Here is a 23,929-nt window from a genome sequence, read left to right on the forward strand (position 1 = left end):
TACGGGTGTGCCGGGGAACGGGGCGGGCGAGCCGGGGGCGGAGCAGTCCTCCGCCCCCGGCGCCCGGGTCAGTGAGCCGGGATCTGCACCGCCTCCTCCTGGGCCAGCCGCTCCGTGCCGGACAGCGTGTTGAGCGGCTTCTCCTTGATGAACAGCACCGCCACCAGCGCGAGCGCGGTCAGCGGCACGCCGATGAGGAACAGGTCGGCGGTGGCCGTGGCGTACACGTCCCGGATGACGGCGGCCACGGGCTCGGGCAGCTTGGAGACGTCCGGCACGGCGTGGCTCCCCCCGCCGGAGCCGCCCGCGGCCAGCGGGCCGAGCTTCTCCGTCATCAGCGTGGTGATCCGGTTGGCGAGCACCGCGCCCAGGGCGCTGACGCCGACCGCGCCGCCCATGCTGCGGAAGAAGGTCAGCGTCGAGGTGGTGACGCCCAGGTCGTGCGCGGGCACGTCGTTCTGCGCCGCCAGCACCAGGTTCTGCATGAGCATGCCGACGCCGATGCCGAGCACCGCCATGTAGACCGAGAGCAGCAGCGTGCCGGTCTGCCCGTCGATGGTGGACAGCAGGCCCATGCCGGCGAGCATGACGACGCCACCGGCCACCAGGAAGCCCTTCCACCGGCCCCACTTGGTGATGAGCTGGCCGGCGACGGTGGAGGAGACCAGCAGGCCGAACACCATCGGCAGGCTCATCAGGCCGGCGACCGTCGGGGACTTGCCGAGCGCGATCTGGAAGTACTGCGACAGGAACACCGTGCCGCCGAACATCGCCACGCCGACCAGCACGCTGGCCACAGTGGCCAGGGTGACCGTGCGGTTCCTGAACAGCGAGAGCGGGATGATCGGCTCGGCCGCGCGCGACTCCACCCAGAGCGCCAGCGCCAGGACGGCCAGGCCGCCGCCCACCAGGCCCGCGGTCCACCAGGAGGCCCACTCGAACTGGTTGCCCGCCAGCGACGACCACACCAGCAGGGTGCAGACGCCCAGCGTGATCAGGAAGGCGCCCAGGTAGTCGACCTTGACCTCCTTGCGCACCACCGGCAGGTCGAGCGTGCGCTGCAGCAGGATGATGGCCAGGATCGAGAACGGCACGCCGATCAGGAAGCACCAGCGCCAGCCGAGCCACGAGGTGTCGACGAGCATGCCGCCGATGAGCGGCCCGGCGACGGTGCCGACGCCGAACACGGCGCCGAAGATCCCGGCGTAGCGGCCGAGCTCGCGCGGCGGGATCATGGCCGCCATCACGATCATGGCCAGTGCGGTCATGCCGCCCGCGCCGAGACCCTGCACGACGCGGCTGACGATGAGGATCTCCACGTTCGGGGTGAGTCCCGCGATCAGCGAACCCACCACGAACAGGCCCAGGGAGAGCTGGATCAGCAGCTTCTTGCTGTAGAGGTCGGCCAGCTTGCCCCAGAGCGGCACGGTGGCCGTCATGGCCAGCAGCTCCGAGGTGACGATCCAGGTGTAGACGGTCTGCGAACCCTGCAGGTCGGTGATGATGCGCGGCAGGGCGTTGGCCACGACGGTCGAGGCCAGGATGGACACGAACATGCCCACCATCAGCCCGGACAGTGCTTGCAGGACCTTCCGGCGAGAGGTGGGCCCGGGGGGCGCGGCCGCGGATTCGGGCTGCGCGCTGGTGGCGGTCATGCTTCCTCGATCTTTCAGAGAGGGGTCGGGGTCGGTACGGCGTCGGGGACGTCCGTGATCCCCGGCGGAGTGCCGGGGCGGTTCAGGAGAGGGGTGTTCGGGAGAGGTTCAGGGGGGAGGCCGGGAGAGCGGGTCTGGAGAAGGCGTTCGGAGAGGACGGTCAGGGGGCCGGGGGCCGGGGGTCGGGCAGTCCGGCGGACAACCGGGAGAAGACGTCGTCCAGCAGGTCGGCCAGGAGAGGTCCGCCGCGTGCGGCGCTCCACCGCATCATCGCCACCCGGAAGGCCGTCAGGGCCACGGCGGTGACGAGCTCGGCATGGCCGTCGGCGACCGGATCGGCGCCGGCCCGTCCAGCGGCGGCAGGACCGTCGCCGAGCCGCCCGGCAGCGGGCTGATGGGAGGTGGCCGCGTCGGGCTGAGGGGAGGCGGGCTGCTCGGCGCCGGGCTGCTGGGAGGCGGGACCGGTGCCGAGCCGCTCGGCGACGGCGGCCGTCAGGGAGCGCTCGGTCTCGGCTCCGCCGGCGACGAGGCGGGGCAGCAATGAGGGGTTCTGCTCGAACACCCCGAGCCGGAGCAGCCACTGCTCACGCTGCTCCTGGATGCTCACGGCCGCATCCCGCAGCACCAGGCGCAACGCCTCAAGCGTGGGTACGGCGGAGGGCACGGCCACCAGCTTCCGGCGCAGGTCGGCCGCGGCCGCCGGATCCCCGCCGATGAGGGCGTCCTCCTTGGTGGGGAAGTAGTTGAAGAACGTGCGGGAGGAGACGTCCACCGCTCCGGCGATGTCCTCGACGGTGACGTCGGCGAGACCGCGCTCGGCGACCAGCCTGAGGGCGGCACGCTCCAGCGCCGCACGGGTTTCGAGCTTCTTCCGGTCTCTCCGGCCGAGCTCGTCGCTGCTGTCCACGATGGGCAGAACGAACGGGATGGTCAGAAAATTTCAGAACCTGCAATGTTTTAGATTGTGAAACGCGCCGGACGTCGAGGCCGCGCGCCGTACCGGCCGATCGTCCGGCCCTCGCCCGAGCTGGTCCAGCAGACGTCTCATCGAAGTGAGACCGGTCGCTTCGTGAGGCGGTGGGCCCGAATGAGAACACGAAACCGGCCGGGGCGGTTCACGCCCCGGCCGGTGTTCTCTGGTCAGGCCTGCTGACCGGAGCACTACTCGGTGGTGGTGCCGGTGCCGTCAGCCGCCTTTCCCCCGCCCCGGGGGCCGCCGCCCAGCAGGCCGGCGCGGTGCGCCTTGAGTACGGCGTCGGCCTCGACCTGGGTGAGGGTGCCCGCGGTGACGGCGGTCTTGAGCCGCTCGGCCAGGGCGGCCTCGGCTGCGGCGGTGCGCTGCTGCCGCAACGTGTCCAGCGCCGCGGTCACCTTGTCGGCGCTCACGCCGAGCTCGGCGGCCAGGGTCTCGGCCATCGCGGTACGGTCGCCCGGCCGGGCTTCCCTGCCGGTGCCGCGGTCTCCGTGGATGGCCTCCATCGCGGCGGTGACCTTGGCCTCGTCGACGCCGAGGAGCTTGGCGAGCTCGGCGGCCCGCCAGCCGTGACCGCCCCGTCCGCCGTGCTCGCCGCGGTGTCCGCCGCCGGTCGCGGTGTCGGTCGCGGTGCCGGCCGTCGATGAGGAGGCAGGGATCGGCTCGGCGGCCCAGGCCGCCACCGGAACGATCAGCCCTCCGGCGAGTGCGGTGCCGAGACCGGCGATGACGGCCAGGCGCTTGGTGCGGTTCATGACACTCCTTGTTCGATTTCGCTTCGTTGACCTGCATCGATAGTCGACAGGCCGGATGAGACGCCCATGGCGGGAGCCTGAGAATCCGATGAGGAACCGTCCGCCGTACCGGGTGACGGACCTGGGGTGAGGAACCGCGGGTAACCGCTCCGCATCGTCATCGGCCGTGTTCGGAGCGCATCGTTGAAGCCCGATCGCACCAGCCGAGGAGCTTTGCTTCATGCACGAGCACCACCTGCTCGCCTTCTCCGTCGCCGACGGCCTGACCCTCAGCGGCCTGGCCGTCCAGCCTGCGTCCGCGGTGGCGGCTCCCGCCGTGGTGACGGCGTCGAAGGGGCGCCCCGCCCCGGTCAAGTCGGTGACGTTCCGGACCGACGGCGTCGAGTGAAGATCTTTCCGGGTCCGGCGGCCGTCCACCACCCGTGCGCCTGCCGTACTCCGGTCGGGACTACGGCAGGGAGTCGATCATGACGTGGGGGTCGTAGACGGCCAGTTGCTCGCCCCGGTCGGTCAGGATCGGCCACCGGGTGTTCCGGGCGCACCAGACGACGTGGCCGGCGGTGACGTCCCGCGAGCCGTCCAGGATCTCCGCGATGTCGCCCACCTTGCCGGAGGTGAAGTCGTCGACCTTCACGCCGGGCGTCGAGACCAGCTCGAACAGCTCCACCTGGGTGGAGAGCGGGGCGATGGAGTAGACGGCCGCCAGGGCGGTGGCGGGCACGCAGATGCCGCCGCCGCTGCTCAGGCAGGTGGCGGTGACGGCCCGCGCGTACTTGGTCTTGGCGACGGCGATGTCGATCAACGCGCTGACATCGAGGACCCGACCGGGAAGCATGGTCAGATCCTCCGGCTCCGGCGCGTGCTGATCTGGCTCCACTCCTCGTCGGAGAGGCGGGCGACACCGAGCGAGTCGGCGGCGGAGTCGAGGTCCTCGCGGTTCAGATCCCAGCGGCGGATCAGAGCGATGACGTGCGGCTTGTTGCCGATCTCCCGCTGCACGGCCGCGCGCACCACGTCGGCGACCCGCTTCCCGTCCGACCTCGCCTTGCGGGTCAGCGCCTCGTAGTCGGCCCGGTCCAGCTCGATGGTGACGGAGGTGGCGGAACCCTCGCCGTCGGAGGCGTCGCGGGGCTGCAGATGGGCCAGCCACATCGGGATCCCCGGCTTGTCCGCGCCGGTGCTCCCGCCGGACCGGGACTCGCCCGGCTTGTCGTCATCACGCCGTGACGGCAGGGGGAAGGCCATGCCATCGACAGTAGCCCCGAATCCCCGTCGTGGCAGCCCTTTCCGGCGCGGTGGCCCCGGGGTTCAGCCGGCCGGGAGGGTGGAGGAGGCGGAGGGAGCGGGGATGCCGCAGGTGCCGGCGGTCCGGCGTTCCGCGACGATCCGGTCGACGCCCTTGGCCCGGTACTCCTCCTGCTCCTCCGGTGGCGGGACGTGCCGCCACGAGCCGTCCTCCCGGACGAAGTCGTAGTCGTAGGGCGTCGGGTCCCCGGTACGGCCCGCCGTCACCAGGGCGGTGTCACCGGTGGCGTAGACGTCGGTGATGGTGAACGCCGCACCGGCGACGAGCTGGGGGCAGAGCTGGAACAGCCGCACGTACTCCTCACGCGTGATCGACGACCGGGCCCGGGTGCTCCACAGGTCCCAGAAGTCACCGGACCGCCCGTCCGCGTAGGCGTCGAACGCGGCCTGGGCGGCCCGCCGTACGGCCTCCTCCGCGCGGGCGTCGCCCGGAGCGTCCGAGGTGCTCGCGGAGGCCGGCGGAGAGTCCTGCGCCGCGGACGGGTCCAGCACCGTGAGCACGGCGATGACCGTCCCGATGATCAGGCCGGCGACCATGAGGACGATCACGGTCAGGCCGCGGCCCGTCTCGCCCCTGGGCGGCGGGCCGTACTGCGGCGGGTAGCCCACTTCGGTCTCCGGGGCCGGTGGGAACGGATGCGGTGATCGTAACGCCGCTCGTCCCCGAGCGGCGATGAAGACCACCGGCCCGTCCGGGCTCCGCCCGTCTCCCGGCCGCCGACCCAGACGCTGTCGTATCCGAGGTCCTCCGCCGCCCGGGCGACCGCCGTCACGCTGCCGAGGGAGGCGAACGGGCCGTACTGGGCCAGGGCCAGACCGAGATCCACGGGTCCCTCCCGTTCCTAGTCCTCGTACGGCTCGGCGGGGGCGTCGATCTTCACCAGACCCGTGGCGGACAACTCCGGATGCACTACCCCGTTGGGCATCTTCTCGAACTTCGGCGGGATCCAGGTGCCGGTCACCTCGACCCAGGTGTCGGCGGGCGGCTCGGGGATCCCCTTGACCGCGACCTTCAGCGGGAAGGCGTCGGCGGCGCAGCAGGCCAGCTGCATGCGGGCGAGGTACCACTGGCCCTGCTTCCTGGACGGTACGGCGAAGCCGGTCAGCCGGACCCGGCGGCCGGTCAAGGACTTCTTCTCGTCGTCCCAGGCCCGGCCGATGAACTCGCCGATCTTCATGTCCACCGGGCCGTCGCCGGTCAGCGGGGTGAAGGCGCTGAGCGCCTGCGACCGGGGCCGGGGCGTGTCGTCGGAGCGGGCGGCGGCGAACGAGCCCAGGGCGGGCGGCGCGATCAGGAAGATGGCGAACACCGGCAGGCACATCAACCAGGCGACCCGCGGACCGCCGTGCGCGTGCCCATGCCCGTGGCGGTGTGCGTGGTCGGTGCCGTCCCCGTCCCCGTTCCGGTGGTCGTGCCCATGCCCGTCCCGGTGCCCTTCCTTCACCCGCCACGCCTGGACCAGGCCGGTGGCGCCGAGGATCAGCAGCACCGCCCCGGCACCGATCAGGAACGGCCGGAAACCGGGCTTCACGTAGTTCAGGTAGGTCGTGGAGAACGCCGAGATCCGCAGCACGGCGCCCCCCAGCAGGGCCAGGACCAGGCTCTGGGACAGGCGGTTCACAGCAGCAGCCATCCGGACAGGGCGCTCACCAGCACGGCGAGCGCGAAGGTCAGCGGGACGAACCTGACCGCGAACGCGCGGCCGAACGTGCCGATCTGCAGCGCGATCAGCTTGAGGTCGACCATCGGCCCGACCACCAGGAAGGCGAGCTTCGCGGTCGGTGAGAACGCGGTCATCGAGGCGGCCACGAACGCGTCGGCCTCCGAGCAGATCGACAGCAGCACGGCGAGCAGGGCCATGACCAGCACCGCCAGCCAGGGGATCTGGGCCACGGCGGTCAGCCACTCGCGGGGGACGAGCACGTTGAGCGTGGCGGCGGCCAGGCCGCCGACGATGAGGAACCCGCCGGCGTGCAGCAGGTCGTGCCGCATGGCCTCGCCGAACGCGACGAGCTTCGAGCCGCCGCCGTGCGGACGGGACGGAATCCGCAGCCACTCGCTCCGGCCGAACCGCAGCCAGAGCCAGCCGACGAGCACCGCCACGGTCAGCGAGGCGCCGAACCTGGCGGCGACCATCAGCGGCTGGCCGGGGAAGGCGACGGCGGTCGCGACCAGCACGATCGGGTTGATCGCGGGTGAGGCGAGCAGGAAGGCCAGCGCGGCGGCCGGGGTCACCCCCCGGGCCATCAGCCCCGAGGCGACCGGGACCGACGCGCACTCGCAGCCCGGGAGCACCGCGCCCGCCATCCCGGCGACGGGCACGGCCACCGAGGGGCGTCCGGGCAGCGCCCTGGTCCAGAACGAGGCCGGGACGAAAGCGGTGATCGCGGCGGACAGGGCGACCCCGAAGACCAGGAACGGCAGGGCCTGCACGCAGATGGCCACGAAGATCGTGGCCCAGGTCCGCAGCGCCGCCGAGGTCAGGTGGGGGGCGAGTGCGAACCGCCCCGCGACCAGCAGGACGATGACGAGCATGAAGCCCCAGGGGAGGGTGCGCCCCGGGGAGGGGTCGCGGCCCCAGGAGTCCGGCGGGACCGGTCCGTCCTCATCCGTCCACGCCCGCGGCGGATCGGTGTGGAGATGAGACATGGTCCCCATCGTGCCAGACGCTCCCGGCGTGCCGGGCGCCCCGATGTTCCACGTGGAACATTCACCCGGAGACGGCGGAGACGGCGGGGGTGCCGGGGGCCGTGGGCGCGGTCGCGGTCGCGGCGGACCGGCGGGCGAGGGGCGCGAAGGAGACGAGCAGGAACAGCGCGCCCAGCGGGATCAGGTCCTTCTCGAAGAACGGGAGCAGCAGGTCGGCCATGACCAGGACGGGCGTCCAGGCCCTGACCCGGCCGGCCACGGCGAGCTGCAGGACGAGGGCGAACTGGGCGGCGAAGAACAGGAGGGGGACGCCGTCGTAGACCACGAACGAGACGCCCGGAACGGCCTGCACCCGGTCGAACAGCGCGCCCATGGCGTCGTGGTCGGCGGACATGAACCCGATCACGATGTCGATGGCGAACTGCACGGCGAGGGCGAGCAGGCCGGCGGTCCCGAGGGCGGCGCTCACGGTGGCGACGGCGTTCCGGCCCGCCATCCGGCGCATCTCCCAGAAGATCGGCACGAACAGGGCCAGGGCCGCGAGGAAGGCGAGGTGGCCGGCGGTCCAGGCGAGGCCGGGGCCCCGGCTGCCGTCGAGGCCGTCGAGGATCCGGATCACCCCGTAGGCGAAGACGAGCAGGGGCGCGGCGACGAAGGCGGTGCGGACGTTCATTGCGGGGGCTCCCAACGGGTCGGTGTGCGCTTCCGAGCCTGGCCTCCACGGGCTCGGAAATGATCGCCGGTGGGAGCGGTTCCCCGGCTCCCCCGCACGGGGGAGCGTCTCCCCCGCACCGGCGATGCCGGGCCCCGGCGGGTCGCGGACATCCCCTGCGCGGGGGAGACGGCGGCCCCGGGCCGTCCTGGATACTCCGGTGCCATGTCCTTCTCCCCTCTGGTCGACGGCTTGACCGGCTCCCTGGCCGGGCGGGTGCGAGCGCTTCCTCCCGTCGTGCCGGACGTGGCGCTGACCGTCCTGGTGCTCGCCGCCCAGTCGGTGCCGTTCCTGTACGAGACGCGCCGCCTCGCCGAGGGGCCGTGGACGGTGGCCCACTACCTCCCCGTCCTCGCCTCCGCACTGCCGCTGCTCGCGCGCCGCCGGTACCCGTTCGCGGTGCTGGTCCTCACCCTCGCCGCCTCGGGCCTGTACTCCCTCAACGACCCGGACAACCCGGCGCAGCCCATCTGGTACGGCTGGCTGGTCGCCACCTACACCGTGGCCGAACGCTGCCCCCGCGGGCGGCGCTTCGCCGGGGCCGCGATCGTCCTCTGCGGCTCCCTGCTCTCGGTGGGCTCCGTGCCCACATTTGTGCGGGGGATGGTGACCTGGGCCGCCGCCTACGCGCTCGGCAGGGCCGTGGTGATGCACCGCGCCTACACCGCCGGGCTGGAGGAGCGGGCCGTACGGCTGGAGCGCGAGCGCGAGATCGAGGCGGAGCGCGCGGCGGAACGCGAGCGCGCCAGGATCGCCCGGGACATGCACGACGTCCTCGCCCACGCGGTGAGCGTCATGGTCGTCCAGGCCGAGGCCGGGCCGCTCGCCGTACGGTCGAACCCGGAACGGGCGGAGGCCGCCTTCGAGACGATCGCCGGCGCGGGCCGGGAGGCGATGGCGCAGCTCCGGCGGATGCTCGGCCTGCTGAAGGAGTCCGAGGGGCCGAGGGACCCGCAGCCCACCCTGGACCGGATCCCCGACCTGGTCGGCCGGGTCGCGTCGGGCGGCCTCCGGGTGTCCCTGGCCACCGCCGGCACCCCGGTGGAACCGCCCGCCGACGTCGAGGTGGCGGCCTACCGGATCGTCCAGGAGTCGCTCACCAATATCGTCAGACACGCCGGCGCCGCCACGGCGGAGGTCCGCCTCGACTGGAAGGACGACGCACTCATGATCACTGTCACCGACGACGGCAGCGGGAGCGGTGGACGGACCGGCGGACGGACCGGCGGACGGGGTGACGGCGAGCGGACCGGCATCCGCGAGCGGGGCGGCGAAGGGCTGATCGGCATCCGCGAGCGGGCCGCGGCCTGCGGGGGAACCGCCGCGTTCGGCCCCGCCCCGGACGGGACCGGGTTCCGGGTGTCCGTACGGCTCCCCCTCCACGGGACCGCGGCGGTGATCCGGTGACGATCAGCGTGGTGATCGCCGACGATCAGGAACTGGTGCGCAGCGGCTTCGCGATGATCCTGGACGCGCAGCCGGACATCACGGTCGCCGGGGAGGCCGGTGACGGGATCGAGGCGATCGCGGCCGTCCGCGGGCACCGGCCGGACGTGCTGCTCCTCGACATCCGGATGCCCCGCATGGACGGCATCGAGGCCGCCCGCACGGTGTGCGCGGAGACCGCCACCCGGGTCCTCATGCTCACCACCTTCGACCAGGACGACTACGTCTACGACGCGCTGCACGCCGGGGCAAGCGGTTTCCTGCTCAAGGACGTGCGCCGGGACGACCTGGTCCACGCGGTCCGCGTCGTGGCGGCCGGGGACTCGCTGCTGGCCCCGTCCGTGACCCGACGGCTGATCGACGACATGGTGAGCAGGCGCCCGCGCCCGGCCCCGGTCCCGTCCGGCAGCCAGTCCGGGCCGGGCAGCCCGGGCGGGCTGGACGGGCTGACCCAGCGCGAACGCGAGACGCTGGTCCTGCTGGGCAGGGGGCTGTCCAACGCGGAGATCGCCGCCGAGCTGGTGGTCAGCGAGCACACGGTCAAGACGCACATGAGCAACGTCCTGATGAAGCTGGGCCTGCGCGACCGGGTGCAGGCGGTCATCGCCGCCTACGAGTCGGGACTCCTCCAGCCCGGCGCCCGCTGACCCGGCGGCCCGCTCACGCCCGGAACCGCTCACGCCCGGAACCGCTCACGCCCGGAACCGCTCACGCCCGGAACCGCTCACGCCAGGAGGACGACCACACCGGAAACCGTTCACACGGGGAGAACGACCACGTCAGGAGGACGGCCGCACCAAGAGAACGCTCACAATTGCGACAGCAGCCATCTCGGCCCGGTGACGTCGGCGCCGAGTTCGGTGACGCGGTCGCGCAGGGCGCGGTCGGCGGTGACGACGAGGACGCGCTCCCAGCCGGAGGTCTCCCGTACGGCCCGCACGATCGTGTCGTCCCCGCTGCCCGGCGCGGCCAGGACGGTGACGCCGGGCGGCGCCGTCACCTCCCGGGCGGCGCCCTCGACGACCGTGACGATCCGGGGGAACCAGCGGGCCAGGGGCGGCACGTGCCCGGGTACGGCGTGCAGGCCGCCCTCGGCGAGGGCGGCGACCTCGGAGAGCAGCTTGGCGGTCGCCCCGGCGCGGTCCCTCCACCAGCCGTGCTCGGCACGGGCGCCGACGATGTTGGCGGCGTCGAGGACGAGCACCAGGGGGCCGAGTGCCGGCTTGAGCGCGGGCCAGGTCTCCGCGAAACCGGGATGGAGCCTCCTGGCGGCGATCTCCCCGGCGGGCAGCCAGCGCAGGTCGGCGCTCTCGCTGCTGGCCGGGACCGCGGGCAGCAGGCCGTCGGCCTCGGCGATCACCGTCTCGAAGGACCAGCCCCCGTGGTCGTCCAGGTAGACGCCCTGCACGCGGAGGCCGTCACCGTGCAGGGCGGCCTCCTCGCAGGCCTCGCGCAGGGCGCCGGTGATCGCGTCCTCATGGCTGTCGCGGGCGCCGCCGGGCAGACCCCAGGTGCCGCCGTGGTGGCTCCACAGGGAGCGCTTCTGCATGAGGACGTGAGGGGTGCCCGCGGAGTCGTGGTGGACGGCGAGCAGTCCGGATGCGCCGTACACGCCCCAGTGCCGGTGGCCTCGGCCGCACCGGGCCCAGCCGTCACCGTCCCCCACCGTCATAGCGTCCATGATGCCTCAGCTCGGATCTTTTACCAGGGGTCGGAGCGGTCACCGTGTGCGACCGTCCGGCCTGGGGGACACCGGCGGCCCCCCTGGTGGAGGTACTGCCCGGCGGGGTCCGGCCCGGAACGCGTGCCCCACGGGTGACGGCGGGATGCGCGGTCCGGCCGCGTCCGGAGTCCATGCGGGCACGTCGTCGCACGTCCCGGCGGCGGGACGGGCGGCCCCGGCCGTGCCGAGGGCCCGTGTCCGCCGATATCTCGATTGCACCGGTGAGGGTGCTTCTACCAGTATGTTCCGATGGAACAGGTATCCCCTGCCGAAGAGATCGCCGCCGGGTCCGTCGTGCTCCACCGGGTGCGGGAGGCCGACGCAGAAGGCGTCGCGGCGGCGATCAGCGAGTCCATCGCGCACCTGCAGCCGTGGATGCCCTGGGCCCACGACGGGCACTCCGTCGAGGACGCCCTCGGCTGGATCCGGCGCGCGGAGGAGGGCTGGGCCGGGGGCACCGAGTTCGCCTACGTCCTCCGGCCCGCCGACGGCGGCCCGGTCGTCGGATCCATCAGTCTGATGGCCCGTGTCGGCCCCGGCGCCCTGGAGATCGGCTACTGGCTGCACGGCGGCCACACCGGCCGCGGGCACATGACGGCCGCGGCCGGGGCGCTCACCGCCGAGGGGCTCGCCCTGCCGGGGATCGAGCGGATCGTGATCAAACACGACGCGGCGAACCACGTGAGCGGCGCCGTGCCCCGGCGCCTGGGCTACCGCGAGGTCGGCCGGGTGCCCCGGGAGCCGGTGGCGCCCGCGGAGAGCGGCGTCGACGTGGTCTGGGAGATCCGCCGGGGGTGACCCGAGATCCGGCGGGAGGGACCCCGAGGCCGACGCGCCCGGCGGTGCCGCCGTACGGCGACGCCGTCCTGCGCGATCACCGGTCACGGACCCGCGTCCACCGCCGAACCGTGGACGAGATGTCCCGGACGCGGGGAACCGGCGGAGGCCCGCCGGACAGTACACGGGTGTGGAGACGACTATGCGCGCCAGGGTGCGCGCCGGGGATCCGGACGCCTTCGGCCGGCTGTTCGACGACTACGCGCGTTCGGTCTACAACCACGCCTTCCGGCTGACCGGTGACTGGTCGGCCGCCGAGGACGTGGTGTCCCTGACCTTCCTGGAGGCGTGGCGGCTGCGGAGCAGGGTCGACCCGGACGGCGGCTCGCTGCGGCCGTGGCTGCTGGGCATCGCGACCAACGTGGCGCGCAACGCCAGGCGCGCCTCCCGGCGGCACGAAGGCGTGATCGCCAGACTGCCTCCGGGCGAGGCGGTGCCGGACATCACCGAGGAGGTCGCGGGCCAGGTCGACGACGACAGGCTGCTGGCCTCCGTGCGTACGGCTCTGGGCGCGCTGCGCCGTCCGGAGCGCGAGGTGCTCGCGCTGTGCGTGTGGGCCGGGCTCGGGTACGCCGAGACCGCCCAGGCCCTCGGAGTTCCGGTGGGCACGGTCCGCTCCCGGCTCTCGCGGGCGAGGAAGAGACTCCAGAAGCTCGCCGAGGCCGCGGCGGTGAGCGGAGGAGCACCGGAAGAGCGGGTCGGAGGAGCACCGGAACGGCGGGCCGGAGGAGCACCGGACCCGCAGGGCGGAGGAGCACCGGACCCGCGGTCGCGTGCCTGGCCGGCGCCCGGAGGGAGCAGGGAACCGCGGCCACGGCCCGGACAGGTAGATGGTGACCGCGACGACGCGGTCCGGCCCGTTGGGAGGAAGGTTCGATGAACAGCCGACCGCAGTCCGGCCCCGATCAGCTCGAGGAACTGGCCCGGCTGCTGCCCGCTCCGGTGGAGCGGGACCTGCCGGCGGACCGCCACCGACTGCTCAAGGGAATCATGATGCAGCAGATCCACCACGACACCCGGCCGTCGAGGCTCGAACGCCGCTCTGCGCTGCGGCGCCCGATCCTTCTCTCCTCCGTCCTGGCCGCCGCGGCGGCGCTGGCGGTGGCCGTACCGGTTCTCACCGGAGGGGGGACACCGGCGTACGCCGTGTCGCGCAATCCCGACGGCACGATCACGGTCGAGATCAACGAGGTGCGGGATCCCAAGGCTCTGGAGGCGGACCTGAACGCCCTCGGCTTCGACGCCGTGGTGGACTACGTTCCCCGGGGGAAGCAGTGTGAGGACCCGCGCAGCGATTCCCTGCTGCCCCGCGAAGAGACGTACGATCCCGCCGACGGGAGGCCACTGGTGATCCCCCGAGGCGTCACCGGTCCCGAGGGGGGTTTCCTGTTCGACCCCGGCGCTCTCGACGACGGCCAGACGGCGGTCCTCGAGTTCACCCTCGGCGAGAACGACGACGCGGTCATCTCGGCCGTGTGGGCGCGGATCTCGAACGGTCCGGTGAAGCCGTGCGTCCTGGTCGACAGCACCGGGCATCCGCTGGGTCCTGCGGAGACGCCGGGGACATGACGTCCGGCACACGGTGAGGGCGGCCCGCTCCACCGCCATCCCCGACGCCGACGCGGTAGCGTCGGTGCCGTATGTCGCACACGGAAGTCGGAGGTGATCACGGTGCATCCGGTCTTGTGACGGCCCCATCCCGGGGTGTCACGGAGCCGAAAGGTGACCGTATGAGCAAGACCGACAAGACCCGGCCCTGGTGGGTGCGGATGGCCGACGCGCCGATGGTGACCTGCGTGCCCGTGCATGATCACAGGTTCGGGTCGTGCACGCTGCCGGACGAGATCACTGCCGACAGCGCGTCCCTGAACCACTGCACGAGCGGCTGTCACTGGCGCGCCACCGCCTACTACGTGTTCGACTGCGGTGGGGTCGGCGGGGGCCGCGAGGGATACCACCTCCGGCGTCAGGAGCGCCGCCGCAGCCGGCACCAGGCGCGCTGCGAGCTGCATACCTGGCACGACGAAGACTGAGCGAAGGGGCAGGGCCCGCATACCGGCGGCCCCTGCCCCTTCGCTTCCCCTGCCCGGCGGCCGACCGACGTCTCGAGTTCGCCGGCCGAACCGCGCCGCTTCCGGTGATTCGGGTCAGTCGGCCCGTCGGCCTAGGGAGGGGGTCGCCGACGGCTTCTCCGCCTTGGCCTGGGTGAGAAGCACCCGTCGCAGGAGCCAGATCCCGAGCAGACTCATACTGAGCGCCAGTACGCCCGAGACAATGACCATGGGGCGACTGCCCATCACCACTCCTGGTGTCCCTACCACGTACCCCAGGGCAACGCAGGAATTGGCGAGAACCGAGTAGTAGGACCATGCTCGTCCATGGGCATGGGCGGGGATGTGGCGATGGATCGCACTGCGAACGCCGACGTTGTGGGCACCGTTGCCGAAGCCGCCGATCACGAACACGACAGCGATGACCCATGCGATGGGAACGAGTCCCTCGACCAGCAGGGCGATGGAGATCGACAACGCACCGCCGGCGACCAGGAGGACCTCCTTCCCCGTCACCCGCTGCCATCCACCGGCAAGCGCGCCGGGAATGGATCCCAGTGCCCAAGCGGCGAGCAGTAGTCCGTAAACCGAATCTCCGGCCGCCACCTCCCTCAGATAGAAGACACCTGCGACTCCTTCGACAGACGTGGCGAAGATGACGCCCCCGAGGATGGGAAGCATCGGTCCGATGACCGGCGAGGCACGCAGCACGCGAAAGCCTTCGCGTGCTCCCTCGAACGGCCGGGTGTCCAACTCCATGCGCTCGTCGGTGTCGTTCGGCACGACGACACCTGTGACTGCGGCGATCAAGAGGAAGGAAACAGCGTTCAAGCCGAGCAGGAGAGAGCTGCCGGTGGCGACATAGGCGGCGCCTCCGATCCCAGGACCTGCCAGGAAAGCCAGAGACGTGGCGGTTCCGATGCCGCTGTTGGCCCGCTCGGCACCAGTTTCGCCGGCTATCGCGGGTACCAGTTTGAAAGCGGCTGCTGATGACGCGACTGCGAAAACATTGGCAAGAGCCACGAGTGCCACTCGTGCGTGGAAATCCGGCACCATCGCGGCGATCCCGAATATCAGTGCCTGCGCGAGGACCGCGCCTGTCCACACGTTCTTGGCACTGGTCCGGTCGACCAGGACGCCAAGGAACGGAGCGAGGACCAGCGGTGGCAGAAGCTCCGCGAAGAAGACTTCGGTCACCCACCACGGCTCACCGAAAGCCGCCGCATCAAGGATCATGGAAAGGGACGCAACGCTGTCCCCCGTGACGGAGATGAACGTCCCGGTGATCAATGCTACGAGTGCCCTGGATGGTCGGATCCGGGTCGTCATACAGAACCCTTACGGAACAAGAGTGCGTCGCAGCTCCATCCCTCGGCACCGCCGTCGTCGACGGTGGCGACCTCGCGATTGACGACCTGGAGACCGACTGATTCCGCTAGCGCACGCAGTTCGGTAGCGGTCCAGATTCGTTCCCTGAGCACACCGAGGACTCCAGGGAAACGAGAGCCGGAATGCTCGATGAAGTAGTTCTGGCGGAAATCTTGATCTCTGTAGTGGACTCCGCGCCAGATGAGACGCTGAACTCCCTCCGAGTCGGTGAAGTCGACGGCGTCCATGGCTCCGCTGAGTTGCTCGAAGCCTTCGAGGATTTGGTCCTGATAGGCGAGGAGGATCGCATGTCCGCCAGTCGGCAACGAGGCATTGATGAACTGCAGTAGCGCGTTGAGTCGCTGCTCCGTGCAGAACGAGTTGATCGTCACGCTTCCCATGACGATCAGATCGCACTCTGTGACGGCCGATGCCGGTCCCGTGGCGTCCCGAAGCTCAAAATGTGCTTGGTCGTACGGTGCGAACCGCTCGGTGAAAGCCTTCATGGCGGAGGGGGAGTTGTCGACACCCATGATCGGGCCGGTGAATCCTCGCTTTACAAGGTTCCAGGAAATGCGACCCTCACCGCAACCGAGATCCATGATCGCTTTGGGATCGACGCGCTCCGCCAATGCGGTGATCGCAGGAACATCCCACACCTGAGGCCAGGCCGCGTCACGTCCGTAAACATAGAAGTCGTCTTCGTAGTAGCTTATGACAGGCACATCCGGGAAACGTTCATGGATCCTCAGAAATGGACCGAAAAGCGGGTCCGGCCCCCAGTCGTCAAGCACCGAGAGCCTCCACTTGACGGCGTGCGTCACGGCCGAATGTGTCGTCCGTTCCATGCCCCAGGTCCTGCATGTCCTGAGCGTGAAGATGGAAGATCTCGGTGAGCCACCGTGCCATGGCCCGACCGTCAGGACCAAGCCCTCGATCGAGAGCGCCGCTCTCCGCGACAGTCCAGAAGAATTGGGATCGTCGCCAATAGTCGGACAGGCGGTCTGTCGCAGTCGGGTGTTCTCGGCCACTGTTGGCCAAGGCGATGAGAAGAGCCATGGCATGGGCGTACACGTGAAGAGTGGATACGATCCGGACTGCATCCATGGTCCTGCGTTTACCGTTGATCGGTGTCCATGGAATTTCGAAGAGCGGACCTTTCAGATAATCATAGCCGGACTGGACGATGTGTCGGGTGGCCATCAGGTCGTACAGCTTCTGATGGCAGGCTTCGTGTAGCGCGGCGTCCGCGACGGCGACAGGATCCGAAAGTATGTTCTGGTTCATTACCGAAACGGCCGGGACCGGCACGATGAAAGCCGACTCAACGGCGTCGCTGTCCAGGATGACTGTCCCCGACACGCAGGCGAGCGTGCCTGTGGCGAGCTCGCCAAGCATTTCAATCAATAGGTGGATGCCGCGGGCGACGTCTAGGGCCTGCGCGGGAGTGGCGTTGAGAACGGTCACCGGATGAGGGGCGAGGTCCTTCTTGATGAGCTCGACCAGGAGACGGCCGGCTCTCGACTCTTCCCAGTCGGTGGCGAGGGCGTAGACGGAGGGGACAGCTGCCACCTCGGTCTCTTCGGTGGTCTCGTCGAGAAGAGTGGCCGCCTCGTTGACGAGGCGAGTCGCTTCGGTGGTGTCACGCTGTACGACACACGCTTTGAAAGCGCGTTCCAGGTAGGCCCGCCGTATGCTTTGCCGGAGCAAGGACTGGCCGCTGTCAGGCAGCCGGGTTCCGGTCACTTCGCTGAGCATTTCGACCAGCCCTGCGTGGAACACCTGGAGATCGTTTCGCAGGGCGTTGGAGTCTCCGAACGGCCCATCGTGCAATACTGCAGTGGATCGCTGTGCCATGGCTCCTCGCCAGTAGTGGATACGGACGGGTGAGAGTGGCAAGCCCTCCCACCCGTCCGCGCTGTCAGACCATCTTCGGATACTGCGCCTGTGCCTTGATGTCGGGCATGACAACTGTCGAGATGGGCTGCGCCGTCTCGGCCGACTGGTCGTCGATCTCGGCCAGGAGATCCTCGACGGTGATGGTGGCGGTGCTCATTGTTCTACCTCCCCTCGATCGTTGCAGTTACCGGCTCCGTCGGGGAGCCGGGACCTATGGGGCCCGTCACATGTGCGCGTCCGCCTCGAACTCTGTCAATCCAGCGGCCTTCAGCGCGGCGACGGCCACATCGAATTGGGCATCCGCAGCATCCGGTGAAAGTCCTCGCCGGGAGGTCAGCTCGCGAAAACGCTGTCTCACCTCACCGGGTGCAGTGTCCGGATCCTGTGCAAGACGGACGACTAATGCGGTCATCGAATCGATCATCATCACGGTCGGTGGCTGCCGGGCGAAGAGAAAGTAACGCCCCTTGATGGACAGCGGTTCGATCCGTACTTCCGGGATCGATATCGGCTGTGTCATGGTCATACCTCGATCAGATCGTCATGCGTCCATTGGTCGGTGGGGTAAGCCTGCAGGCCGAGCCCGAGGACGTCGGATGTCTCGCGGACGAAGCCGAGCGCTGTACGGTCAAGCCAGTCGCGTAGGGCGTGACCGTCGCCACCCAGATGGCAACTGACTTCCGTCCACTGCAGGGCTTGGTTGATGTAGGAAGCCCGCTCGAAGTTCGTTCGGATGCGATCCGCTGCCTGAGCATGATGAGCGCCAAGTCCAGGAGTCCGCAGGACTGCCGAATGAAAAGCCGACAGATGTGCGTAGACGTGCAGGGTGGAAAGAAGTCGATTGACTTTGAAGACCCTTCGCTCGCCCATGCTCAATGACCAGGGAAGCATCACTCCGGGGCTATTGTGATCACTGTAACCGGGGCGGACAAGGGCTCGGACAAGCCGCATCAGCGTATATTTCTCATGTAGGCATTCATGCAGCAGGCATTCTGCGATGACGAGATCGCTCTCACGTCGGAGAAGGTTCTCTCCCAGGCCGATGCTCTCTGGGATCTGTGTCAGATACCATGACGGGATGTCCGTACGAAGGACTACCAGTAGCCGAACCAGCGAAAGGGTGTTCGCGGTCAGATTCGGCATCGTCTTCACGAGTATTTCCTGGGCTCGTGCGAGAGAATAGTGATCTCTCTCGATCAGGCAACCTTCCCCGACCTCCTCTTCGTGGCCGCTGAAGGAAAAGACCGCGCGAACAACGTTCAGCAACCGGGAGGAGTCCTCGGTTTTCCAGTCTGTGACAGACCATGCGGCATGACCGTTGATCCATGGCACCGGCGCGGTCCAGTCATGGGCGGTTTCCCCAGGTCCGGGTTGAGCGTGCTCCACTCCAGTTCGGAGCCTTCGGCTTCCAGACTGGCTCGGGTGGCCAGGTGCGCGAGCGCATCGACGGCGGTTCCCGTGCCGGCCGCCGGGGATGTCCTGCCCCGGGACCAGGCTTGCCCGGCGAGAAGGACGGCTGCGTCGTGCTGCAATGCGCCACCATCACCGAATAGGCCGGTCGATAGATCCTGATCAACATGGAATCGGATCTCCGCCGACATCTATAACCTCCTGTGGGCGCTGGTGGTGATCATGATTGATATTGAGTCAGAGGTGCGGGAGGAGGCAATGCATGACTTGCAATACCTTCGCTACGTAAAGTCATCAGGCAGGGGTTGCCTCATGTTTCTGCAGGTCAATTGATTTTGCTGAGCAAGTCAAGCTCGATGTGATGCACGCCACACGAATTCTTGGTTTCGTCGCAGATCGGATGGGATATTCGAGGCCCTCGACCTCGATGGCTCACGGGGCGGCCGTCCCTCCCAAACGGTTTCAACTGATGGAGGTTTCCATTTGATCGTCCCGTTCACCGCGGGCGGGTGGTGCAACGGCCCAGCCGAAGCGCTCGGCGAGGCGACGGTTCCGCGGCCGTGACAGGACTGCGGTCACTTCTCGCCGGGATCGACGGGGTATATCCCCCTGTTCATGGGGATGCTGGTGCCATGCACCGGCGACGCTCGTGTACGAGCCGGTCTGCTTCTCCAATGCGGTCAGCCGGGCGATCCCGACGTGAGACAGGGCACACGAGGGTAGGAGACAGCCGGAAACACTGAGAACCGGCGAGAGGTCGGACCACATATCAGGCTCCACCCTGCGATGTCGGCCCAGGCCTCAGCCGCCGCCCTTGCTGAAGTGCTGGTAGTCCTTGATCCCGGACCACGAGCCGCCCCACTCCCAGCCGAGCCTCTCGAAGGCGCGGACGACCTTGTCGCCGGGGTTGATCACACCGGGGGCCTTCACCGGGCGCTCGGCGAACCTGCGGGCGTTCCGGTGGGCGACCGAGCCGTCCGCGGAGACGTAGGGGTTCTCGCGGGGGTTGATGTCGATGGCCTTGCCGTACGCGTGCCGCGACCAGCTGCTGGAGCCGGTCGCCGGGCGGCAGTTGAAGGCCGAGGTGTTGTCGGCGTCGATCGAGTCGAAGTCGTCGCCCTTGTAGACGTCGACGAGCACCATCCGGTAGATCGGCCAGCGCCAGTCGTACAGCCGGCCGAAGACCGTGACGACGTCGTCGGCGACGTCCTCGTGCACGACCAGCTCGCCGGTGTGCGGCCGGTCGTCGAAGCCCCAGTAGGTCATCGTGATCAGCCGCAGATCTCTGACCGGGACGGGGCAGCCCTTGCGCCAGGAGTACGGCAGGCGCTCGCGGGCGACGCGGGAGACCTTCGCGGCGAACTCCGGGGGCTCGGCCGGGGGCTGCGTCTGCGAGGGGGGCGGCGAGGCGGCCCCGGCGGACGGCGACGCCTGCGGGGAGGCGGTCCCGGCCGGCCCGTCCGTTCCGTCGGGCGGGGGGGACGGGGACGCCGACGGGGTCGCGGTCGGCGAGTCCGTCGGCGAAGGCGAGGGCGAAGGCGAAGGGGACGGTGACGAGGGGCGCGGGCTGGGCGGAGGGGGCGGCGTCGTGGGCGCGGTGACGGGTTCGGAACCGCCGCAGGCGCTCACCGCGAGGTAGGCGGCGGTCATGGCGAGGGCGGTCCGGACGCGCGTCACGGACGGAGATCTTCCCACCTGCTGCCCCCTCGCAACGGACCGGCACGACGACTCATCAGCGTAGTCGACCGGTCGCGGCGGGTGCCGGTGCGTCCTTCCGGCCCCGCCGCACGCGACCCCGCGACACATGGTCCTGCCGCACGGTCCCGTCGCACATGGTCCTGCCGCACGGTTCCACCGCATGCGGTCCCGTCGGACCCGGGCACGTCCGAGCGCGAGCCCGGGCGCGTGTCCGGGCACGGTCTCCGGCTCGGCGGAGGTGGTGGTCCGGAGGCGTTCTCGCATCTACTGTGGCGGGATGGAGCCGGTGATCGGGATCGCGGGACGGTCCGTGCCCGTGCACGGACTCTTCGTCGTCCTGGGGGTGCTGGCCGCCGCGGCGGTCTTCGTCGCCGAGGCCCGCCGCCGGGGCGCGCCGGCCGAGCAGTCGCTGGTGGCGGTCACCGGGGCACTGGTCGGCGGAGCGGTCGGCATGCGGCTGTCCGGCTGGGCCGAGCACCTCGACCCGGCGCTCAACCCGAGCCTGCTGGAAGCCTGGATGTTCGGCTCCCGGAGCATCCTGGGCGGACTGACCGGCGCCTACGCGGGAGTGCTCGTCGCCAAGCGGCTGATCGGCTACCGGGAGCGGACCGGTGACCTGTTCGCGCCCGCGGTCGCGCTCGGCATGGCGGTCGGCCGGATCGGCTGCCACCTCACCGAGGCCCCCGGCCGCCCCACGGACCTGCCGTGGGGCGTGCACGCCCCCGCCACCACGCCCGCCTGCCCCGGCTGCCTGTCCGGGCAGGCCATGCACCCGTCGTTCCTGTACGAGGTGGCCTTCCAGCTGGCGGCCTTCGGCGCGCTCTGGTGGCTGCGGAGCCGGATCACCCGGCCGGGCGAGCTGTTCACCCTCTACGTCGCGGCCTACGCCGTCTTCCGGTTCCTCGTGGAGTTCACCCGGGCGAACGAGACGGTCTGGCTGGACCTCACCCGCCCGCAGTGGTTCCTCGCGCCGGGCCTGCTGCTGGTCGTCCTCAGGCTCCGGTACGGCTACCGCCGGGGCTTCTACGACGCGCTCGTCCGCAGACAGGAGGCCCGCGCATGACCACGCCGCCCCAGGAACCGCCCGGCCCGCCGGGACAGACCGGCCCTCCACCCGGTTCGGCGGGCCCTCCACCGGGGCGGGAGGGGCGGCCCCCGTCCGGCGACTCCACGGGGGTGATCGTGGCACTGGCGTTCGTCGGCGTCCTCGCCTTCATCGCGGCCAACGTGCTGATGGCGCTCCTCGCGTTCTCCACCCAATCGCCTGTGGGCATCGGGGTGGCGGCGGTGGTCCTGGCGCTGGGAACCTTCGGCGGCGGGATCCTGCTGGTCCGGAAGGGCGAACCCTGGTCCAAGGGGCTGGGGATCGGCCTCATGGCCGGCTGGGCGCTGGTCTCGATCGTCAGCGCGGGATTCTGCACGGGCATAAACCCGGGGGTCTACCTGTGACCGGGACCGCCGGGACCGCCGGGACGGGCGGGATGGGGCTGCGGGGCGACCGCATCCTCCGCTACGTCAACGCCTTCTGCCCGCGCTGCCACGACGAGGATCCCGAACGCCCGCTGCACGACGTGCCCCGCCTGACCGGCTACCTCGCCGTCCGCGACGGCCGGGTCTTCCTGGAGCGCGGCTGCCGCGTCCACGGCCTGGTGCGCACCCTCTACGACGAGGACCCGGAGATCCTCGCCTACCTGGAGGAGTGGACCGCCCCCACCAAGGCCCACGTCCCCGACACCCCCGGGAACTTCGACCCGGTCCCCGCGGCGTACCTGCGGGGGCTCCCGGAGATGCAGACCCAGCACACCTGCATCCTGCTGGAGGACATCGCCGAGACCTGCAACCTGCGCTGCCCGACCTGCTTCGCCGGCTCCTCGCCCGACCTGCGCGGGGTGGTCCCGGTCGCCGACGTCCTGGCCAACGTCGACCAGCGCCTGGCCAGGGAGAACGGCCGCCTGGACGTGCTCATGCTGAGCGGCGGCGAGCCCACCCTCCATCCGGAGCTGGGGACGCTCCTTGCCGAGCTCGCCGCCCGGCCCGTCACCCGGATCCTGGTCAACACCAACGGCGTCGCCGTCGCCCGCGACGACGCGCTGCTCGACCTGCTCACCGGGCACCGCGAGCGGGTGGAGGTCTACCTGCAGTACGACGGGACCTCCGCCGCGGCCTCGCGCCACCACCGGGGCGGGGACCTGCGCGCCCTCAAGGCGGAGGCCGTGCGGCGGCTGTCGGAGCGGGAGATCTTCACGACCCTGGTCATGACCGCGGCGCTCGGCGTCAACGACGGCGAGATCGGCGACGTGGTACGGCTCGCGCTCGACACCCCCTACGTGGGCGGCGTCTCCCTGCAGCCGCAGTTCGGCTCCGGCCGGTCGGCGGCGATCGACCCGCTCGACCGGCTGACCCACACCGGGGTGCTCGCCCGCCTCGGCCCGCAGACCGGCGGCGCCGTCACCTGGCGCGACCTGACCGCACTGCCGTGCTCACACCCGCACTGCTGCTCGGTCGGCTACCTGATCCGCGACGACTCCGGCGCGTGGCGGTCGCTGGCCGCTCTGATCGGCCACGACCGGCTCAAGGAGCATCTCGGCCTGGTGGCCAACCGGATCGCCGACCGGGAGATCCCGCGCGAGCTGCGCCGGGCCGTCCAGGAGTCGCTGCTCGGGCTGCTGTCGGAGCAGTCGTCGCTCTCGCACCCGCAGATCGGCGACCTGTGGCGGGACATCTGCGAGAACTGCGACCTGGGCGTGTCCACCCTGCTGGCGCTGGCCTCCTCGGCGCTGCCCGGACGGCGCGGGAGGCTCCGCCGGATGCTCGGCGAGCGGGTGGTCCGGATCACCGTGAAGCCGTTCATGGACATGTCGACGATGCTGGAGGAGCGCCTGGTCCAGTGCTGCGTCCACGTCGGCACCCGCGCGGACCAGGACCAGTGCGCCCCGTTCTGCGCCGTCCAGGCCTGGCCCGCGCTCTCCCGCCAGCGGCTCTCCGCGGTGGCGGCGGCCGACCCGGGCGTACGGCTCCCGCTGGTGGAGCTCACTTGACGGGGCGTACGGCGCCCGCCGGCGGGGATCCTGCGGCGGGACGGACACCCGCCGGGCCGGGGCCGGGCGGCGCGCAGCCGTACGATCCGCTCCGGCTGTGCGTCTACGCGACCGTGGCGCTGCTGGCCTGGCTCGGCGGCGCATGGGTGGTGCTCGGCTTCGCGGTGCTCGGATTCACCGGCTACCTGCGGGCCCGCCGCGCCGGGCTGGCCCGGAGCAGGTGCCTGCTCCGTGACACCCGGCTGGTGCTCGGCTACCTGGCGCTGATCGGTTCGGCGGCGCTCGTCGCGCTGGTGCGGGGATTCACCGGCTGACCTCTCCGTCCGGGCCTTCGGATGCCGGGCCTTCGGATGCCGGGCCTTCGGATGCCGGGCCTTCGGATGCCCGGGCCTTGGGTCTGGACAGCCGT

General features: G+C 70.5%; 28 protein-coding genes. 11 read left to right on the forward strand and 17 right to left on the reverse strand.

What is annotated here, in order from left to right; genetic code table 11:
- Positions 1-68: 68 nt before the first annotated feature.
- From IEZ06_RS29435 to IEZ06_RS29445, 3 genes are all read right to left on the reverse strand, one after another.
- On the reverse strand, positions 69-1,655 hold the full coding sequence (locus IEZ06_RS29435; RefSeq protein ID WP_189239946.1) for an MDR family MFS transporter: 1,587 nt from the start codon (positions 1,653-1,655) through the stop codon (positions 69-71).
- Between the two features lie 160 nt (positions 1,656-1,815).
- Positions 1,816-2,562 (reverse strand): TetR family transcriptional regulator, encoded by a 747-nt coding sequence (locus IEZ06_RS29440; protein ID WP_189239947.1) that lies wholly within the window; start codon positions 2,560-2,562, stop codon positions 1,816-1,818.
- Positions 2,563-2,816: 254 nt separating this feature from the next.
- Entirely contained in the window at positions 2,817-3,383 is a 567-nt protein-coding gene (locus IEZ06_RS29445; protein ID WP_189239948.1) for a hypothetical protein, read from the reverse strand.
- A gap of 220 nt (positions 3,384-3,603) precedes the next feature.
- On the opposite strand from IEZ06_RS29445, the gene IEZ06_RS29450 reads away from it, so the two are divergent.
- Positions 3,604-3,771, forward strand: coding sequence for a hypothetical protein (locus tag IEZ06_RS29450; protein WP_189239949.1), 168 nt, complete (start codon positions 3,604-3,606; stop codon positions 3,769-3,771).
- A 60-nt stretch (positions 3,772-3,831) separates the two neighbouring features.
- Here the strand turns inward: IEZ06_RS29450 and IEZ06_RS29455 are convergent, their stop codons facing one another.
- From IEZ06_RS29455 to IEZ06_RS29480, 6 genes are all read right to left on the reverse strand, one after another.
- Positions 3,832-4,218, reverse strand: a complete 387-nt coding sequence (locus IEZ06_RS29455; protein ID WP_189239950.1) for a hypothetical protein — start codon at positions 4,216-4,218, stop codon at positions 3,832-3,834.
- Between the two features lie 2 nt (positions 4,219-4,220).
- Complete coding sequence (locus tag IEZ06_RS29460; RefSeq protein WP_189239951.1) at positions 4,221-4,628, reverse strand: hypothetical protein; 408 nt, start codon at positions 4,626-4,628, stop codon at positions 4,221-4,223.
- A 63-nt stretch (positions 4,629-4,691) separates the two neighbouring features.
- Positions 4,692-5,297: a hypothetical protein gene (locus IEZ06_RS29465; RefSeq protein ID WP_189239952.1), complete on the reverse strand. Its 606-nt coding sequence runs from the start codon at positions 5,295-5,297 to the stop codon at positions 4,692-4,694.
- 233 nt (positions 5,298-5,530) lie between these two features.
- Positions 5,531-6,322, reverse strand: a complete 792-nt coding sequence (locus IEZ06_RS29470) for a TIGR03943 family putative permease subunit (protein WP_189239953.1) — start codon at positions 6,320-6,322, stop codon at positions 5,531-5,533.
- Positions 6,307-7,338, reverse strand: a complete 1,032-nt coding sequence (locus tag IEZ06_RS29475; RefSeq protein ID WP_189239954.1) for a permease — start codon at positions 7,336-7,338, stop codon at positions 6,307-6,309. The genes IEZ06_RS29470 and IEZ06_RS29475 overlap by 16 nt, the downstream gene beginning before the upstream one ends.
- Positions 7,339-7,399: 61 nt before the next feature.
- Positions 7,400-8,011: a hypothetical protein gene (locus IEZ06_RS29480; RefSeq protein WP_189239955.1), complete on the reverse strand. Its 612-nt coding sequence runs from the start codon at positions 8,009-8,011 to the stop codon at positions 7,400-7,402.
- 204 nt (positions 8,012-8,215) lie between these two features.
- On the opposite strand from IEZ06_RS29480, the gene IEZ06_RS29485 reads away from it, so the two are divergent.
- Together IEZ06_RS29485 and IEZ06_RS29490 are read left to right on the forward strand one after the other, a co-directional pair.
- Positions 8,216-9,457, forward strand: coding sequence for a sensor histidine kinase (locus tag IEZ06_RS29485; protein ID WP_189239956.1), 1,242 nt, complete (start codon positions 8,216-8,218; stop codon positions 9,455-9,457).
- On the forward strand, positions 9,454-10,143 hold the full coding sequence (locus IEZ06_RS29490) for a response regulator (protein ID WP_189239957.1): 690 nt from the start codon (positions 9,454-9,456) through the stop codon (positions 10,141-10,143). Before IEZ06_RS29485 ends, IEZ06_RS29490 begins: the two co-directional genes overlap by 4 nt.
- A 161-nt stretch (positions 10,144-10,304) precedes the next feature.
- Here the strand turns inward: IEZ06_RS29490 and IEZ06_RS29495 are convergent, their stop codons facing one another.
- Positions 10,305-11,168, reverse strand: a complete 864-nt coding sequence (locus IEZ06_RS29495; RefSeq protein WP_189239958.1) for an NUDIX hydrolase — start codon at positions 11,166-11,168, stop codon at positions 10,305-10,307.
- Positions 11,169-11,468: 300 nt separating this feature from the next.
- Here IEZ06_RS29495 and IEZ06_RS29500 point away from each other — a divergent pair, with 300 nt between their 5' ends.
- The 4 genes from IEZ06_RS29500 (at position 11,469) to IEZ06_RS29515 (ending at position 14,089) form a co-directional block, all read left to right on the forward strand.
- On the forward strand, positions 11,469-12,017 hold the full coding sequence (locus tag IEZ06_RS29500; RefSeq protein ID WP_189239959.1) for a GNAT family N-acetyltransferase: 549 nt from the start codon (positions 11,469-11,471) through the stop codon (positions 12,015-12,017).
- A gap of 181 nt (positions 12,018-12,198) precedes the next feature.
- Positions 12,199-12,936: an RNA polymerase sigma factor gene (locus IEZ06_RS29505; protein ID WP_189239960.1), complete on the forward strand. Its 738-nt coding sequence runs from the start codon at positions 12,199-12,201 to the stop codon at positions 12,934-12,936.
- The gene (locus IEZ06_RS29510) at positions 12,933-13,625 is read left to right on the forward strand and encodes a hypothetical protein (protein ID WP_189239961.1); all 693 of its coding nucleotides are present in this window, start codon (positions 12,933-12,935) and stop codon (positions 13,623-13,625) included. The genes IEZ06_RS29505 and IEZ06_RS29510 overlap by 4 nt, the downstream gene beginning before the upstream one ends.
- A gap of 161 nt (positions 13,626-13,786) precedes the next feature.
- Positions 13,787-14,089 carry a hypothetical protein gene (locus tag IEZ06_RS29515; RefSeq protein WP_189239962.1) on the forward strand — a complete coding sequence of 101 codons (303 nt, stop codon included), beginning with the start codon at positions 13,787-13,789 and terminating at the stop codon, positions 14,087-14,089.
- Between the two features lie 114 nt (positions 14,090-14,203).
- On the opposite strand, the gene IEZ06_RS29520 is transcribed toward IEZ06_RS29515, so the two are convergent.
- The 7 genes from IEZ06_RS29520 to IEZ06_RS29545 all read right to left on the reverse strand — a co-directional run bounded on the left by IEZ06_RS29520 (position 14,204) and on the right by IEZ06_RS29545 (position 20,461).
- Positions 14,204-15,436, reverse strand: coding sequence for an MFS transporter (locus IEZ06_RS29520; protein ID WP_189239963.1), 1,233 nt, complete (start codon positions 15,434-15,436; stop codon positions 14,204-14,206).
- Positions 15,433-16,269, reverse strand: a complete 837-nt coding sequence (locus IEZ06_RS29525) for a methyltransferase domain-containing protein (protein WP_189239964.1) — start codon at positions 16,267-16,269, stop codon at positions 15,433-15,435. Before IEZ06_RS29525 ends, IEZ06_RS29520 begins: the two co-directional genes overlap by 4 nt.
- On the reverse strand, positions 16,262-17,332 hold the full coding sequence (locus IEZ06_RS29530) for a hypothetical protein (protein ID WP_189239965.1): 1,071 nt from the start codon (positions 17,330-17,332) through the stop codon (positions 16,262-16,264). The genes IEZ06_RS29525 and IEZ06_RS29530 overlap by 8 nt, the downstream gene beginning before the upstream one ends.
- Positions 17,333-17,396: 64 nt before the next feature.
- Entirely contained in the window at positions 17,397-17,531 is a 135-nt protein-coding gene (locus IEZ06_RS37365; protein WP_268245636.1) for a hypothetical protein, read from the reverse strand.
- Positions 17,532-17,597: 66 nt separating this feature from the next.
- Positions 17,598-17,900 carry a hypothetical protein gene (locus IEZ06_RS29535; RefSeq protein WP_189239966.1) on the reverse strand — a complete coding sequence of 101 codons (303 nt, stop codon included), beginning with the start codon at positions 17,898-17,900 and terminating at the stop codon, positions 17,598-17,600.
- Positions 17,897-18,706, reverse strand: coding sequence for an aKG-HExxH-type peptide beta-hydroxylase (locus IEZ06_RS29540; RefSeq protein ID WP_189239967.1), 810 nt, complete (start codon positions 18,704-18,706; stop codon positions 17,897-17,899). The genes IEZ06_RS29535 and IEZ06_RS29540 overlap by 4 nt, the downstream gene beginning before the upstream one ends.
- 879 nt (positions 18,707-19,585) lie before the next feature.
- Positions 19,586-20,461 (reverse strand): M15 family metallopeptidase, encoded by an 876-nt coding sequence (locus IEZ06_RS29545; protein WP_229798861.1) that lies wholly within the window; start codon positions 20,459-20,461, stop codon positions 19,586-19,588.
- Between the two features lie 298 nt (positions 20,462-20,759).
- On the opposite strand from IEZ06_RS29545, the gene IEZ06_RS29550 reads away from it, so the two are divergent.
- From IEZ06_RS29550 to IEZ06_RS29565, 4 genes are read left to right on the forward strand one after another with little or no spacing between them, the layout of a single operon-like run.
- Positions 20,760-21,545 carry a prolipoprotein diacylglyceryl transferase gene (locus IEZ06_RS29550; RefSeq protein ID WP_189239968.1) on the forward strand — a complete coding sequence of 262 codons (786 nt, stop codon included), beginning with the start codon at positions 20,760-20,762 and terminating at the stop codon, positions 21,543-21,545.
- Positions 21,542-21,931, forward strand: a complete 390-nt coding sequence (locus IEZ06_RS29555) for a hypothetical protein (protein ID WP_189239969.1) — start codon at positions 21,542-21,544, stop codon at positions 21,929-21,931. Before IEZ06_RS29550 ends, IEZ06_RS29555 begins: the two co-directional genes overlap by 4 nt.
- Entirely contained in the window at positions 21,928-23,520 is a 1,593-nt protein-coding gene (locus tag IEZ06_RS29560; RefSeq protein WP_229798864.1) for a radical SAM protein, read from the forward strand. Before IEZ06_RS29555 ends, IEZ06_RS29560 begins: the two co-directional genes overlap by 4 nt.
- Positions 23,517-23,834: a hypothetical protein gene (locus IEZ06_RS29565; RefSeq protein ID WP_229798866.1), complete on the forward strand. Its 318-nt coding sequence runs from the start codon at positions 23,517-23,519 to the stop codon at positions 23,832-23,834. Before IEZ06_RS29560 ends, IEZ06_RS29565 begins: the two co-directional genes overlap by 4 nt.
- Positions 23,835-23,929: the final 95 nt, after the last annotated feature.

Origin of the sequence: Planomonospora antibiotica (genome assembly GCF_014647955.1) — a bacterium.
Lineage (GTDB): Bacteria > Actinomycetota > Actinomycetes > Streptosporangiales > Streptosporangiaceae > Planomonospora > Planomonospora parontospora.

What these genes read in the sequence shown, in the direction of transcription:
- IEZ06_RS29485 (WP_189239956.1), top strand. Translation starts at nt 8,216, where the DNA reads ATGTCCTTCTCCCCTCTGGTCGACGGCTTGACCGGCTCCCTGGCCGGG.
- IEZ06_RS29535 (WP_189239966.1), bottom strand. Translation starts at nt 17,900, where the DNA reads ATGACCATGACACAGCCGATATCGATCCCGGAAGTACGGATCGAACCG.
- IEZ06_RS29550 (WP_189239968.1), top strand. Translation starts at nt 20,760, where the DNA reads ATGGAGCCGGTGATCGGGATCGCGGGACGGTCCGTGCCCGTGCACGGA.
- IEZ06_RS37365 (WP_268245636.1), bottom strand. Translation starts at nt 17,531, where the DNA reads ATGAGCACCGCCACCATCACCGTCGAGGATCTCCTGGCCGAGATCGAC.
- IEZ06_RS29505 (WP_189239960.1), top strand. Translation starts at nt 12,199, where the DNA reads ATGCGCGCCAGGGTGCGCGCCGGGGATCCGGACGCCTTCGGCCGGCTG.
- IEZ06_RS29445 (WP_189239948.1), bottom strand. Translation starts at nt 3,383, where the DNA reads ATGAACCGCACCAAGCGCCTGGCCGTCATCGCCGGTCTCGGCACCGCA.
- IEZ06_RS29555 (WP_189239969.1), top strand. Translation starts at nt 21,542, where the DNA reads ATGACCACGCCGCCCCAGGAACCGCCCGGCCCGCCGGGACAGACCGGC.
- IEZ06_RS29495 (WP_189239958.1), bottom strand. Translation starts at nt 11,168, where the DNA reads ATGACGGTGGGGGACGGTGACGGCTGGGCCCGGTGCGGCCGAGGCCAC.
- IEZ06_RS29470 (WP_189239953.1), bottom strand. Translation starts at nt 6,322, where the DNA reads ATGGCTGCTGCTGTGAACCGCCTGTCCCAGAGCCTGGTCCTGGCCCTG.
- IEZ06_RS29460 (WP_189239951.1), bottom strand. Translation starts at nt 4,628, where the DNA reads ATGGCCTTCCCCCTGCCGTCACGGCGTGATGACGACAAGCCGGGCGAG.
- IEZ06_RS29450 (WP_189239949.1), top strand. Translation starts at nt 3,604, where the DNA reads ATGCACGAGCACCACCTGCTCGCCTTCTCCGTCGCCGACGGCCTGACC.
- IEZ06_RS29500 (WP_189239959.1), top strand. Translation starts at nt 11,469, where the DNA reads ATGGAACAGGTATCCCCTGCCGAAGAGATCGCCGCCGGGTCCGTCGTG.
- IEZ06_RS29510 (WP_189239961.1), top strand. Translation starts at nt 12,933, where the DNA reads ATGAACAGCCGACCGCAGTCCGGCCCCGATCAGCTCGAGGAACTGGCC.
- IEZ06_RS29530 (WP_189239965.1), bottom strand. Translation starts at nt 17,332, where the DNA reads ATGGCACAGCGATCCACTGCAGTATTGCACGATGGGCCGTTCGGAGAC.
- IEZ06_RS29520 (WP_189239963.1), bottom strand. Translation starts at nt 15,436, where the DNA reads ATGACGACCCGGATCCGACCATCCAGGGCACTCGTAGCATTGATCACC.
- IEZ06_RS29480 (WP_189239955.1), bottom strand. Translation starts at nt 8,011, where the DNA reads ATGAACGTCCGCACCGCCTTCGTCGCCGCGCCCCTGCTCGTCTTCGCC.
- IEZ06_RS29515 (WP_189239962.1), top strand. Translation starts at nt 13,787, where the DNA reads ATGAGCAAGACCGACAAGACCCGGCCCTGGTGGGTGCGGATGGCCGAC.
- IEZ06_RS29435 (WP_189239946.1), bottom strand. Translation starts at nt 1,655, where the DNA reads ATGACCGCCACCAGCGCGCAGCCCGAATCCGCGGCCGCGCCCCCCGGG.
- IEZ06_RS29475 (WP_189239954.1), bottom strand. Translation starts at nt 7,338, where the DNA reads ATGTCTCATCTCCACACCGATCCGCCGCGGGCGTGGACGGATGAGGAC.
- IEZ06_RS29455 (WP_189239950.1), bottom strand. Translation starts at nt 4,218, where the DNA reads ATGCTTCCCGGTCGGGTCCTCGATGTCAGCGCGTTGATCGACATCGCC.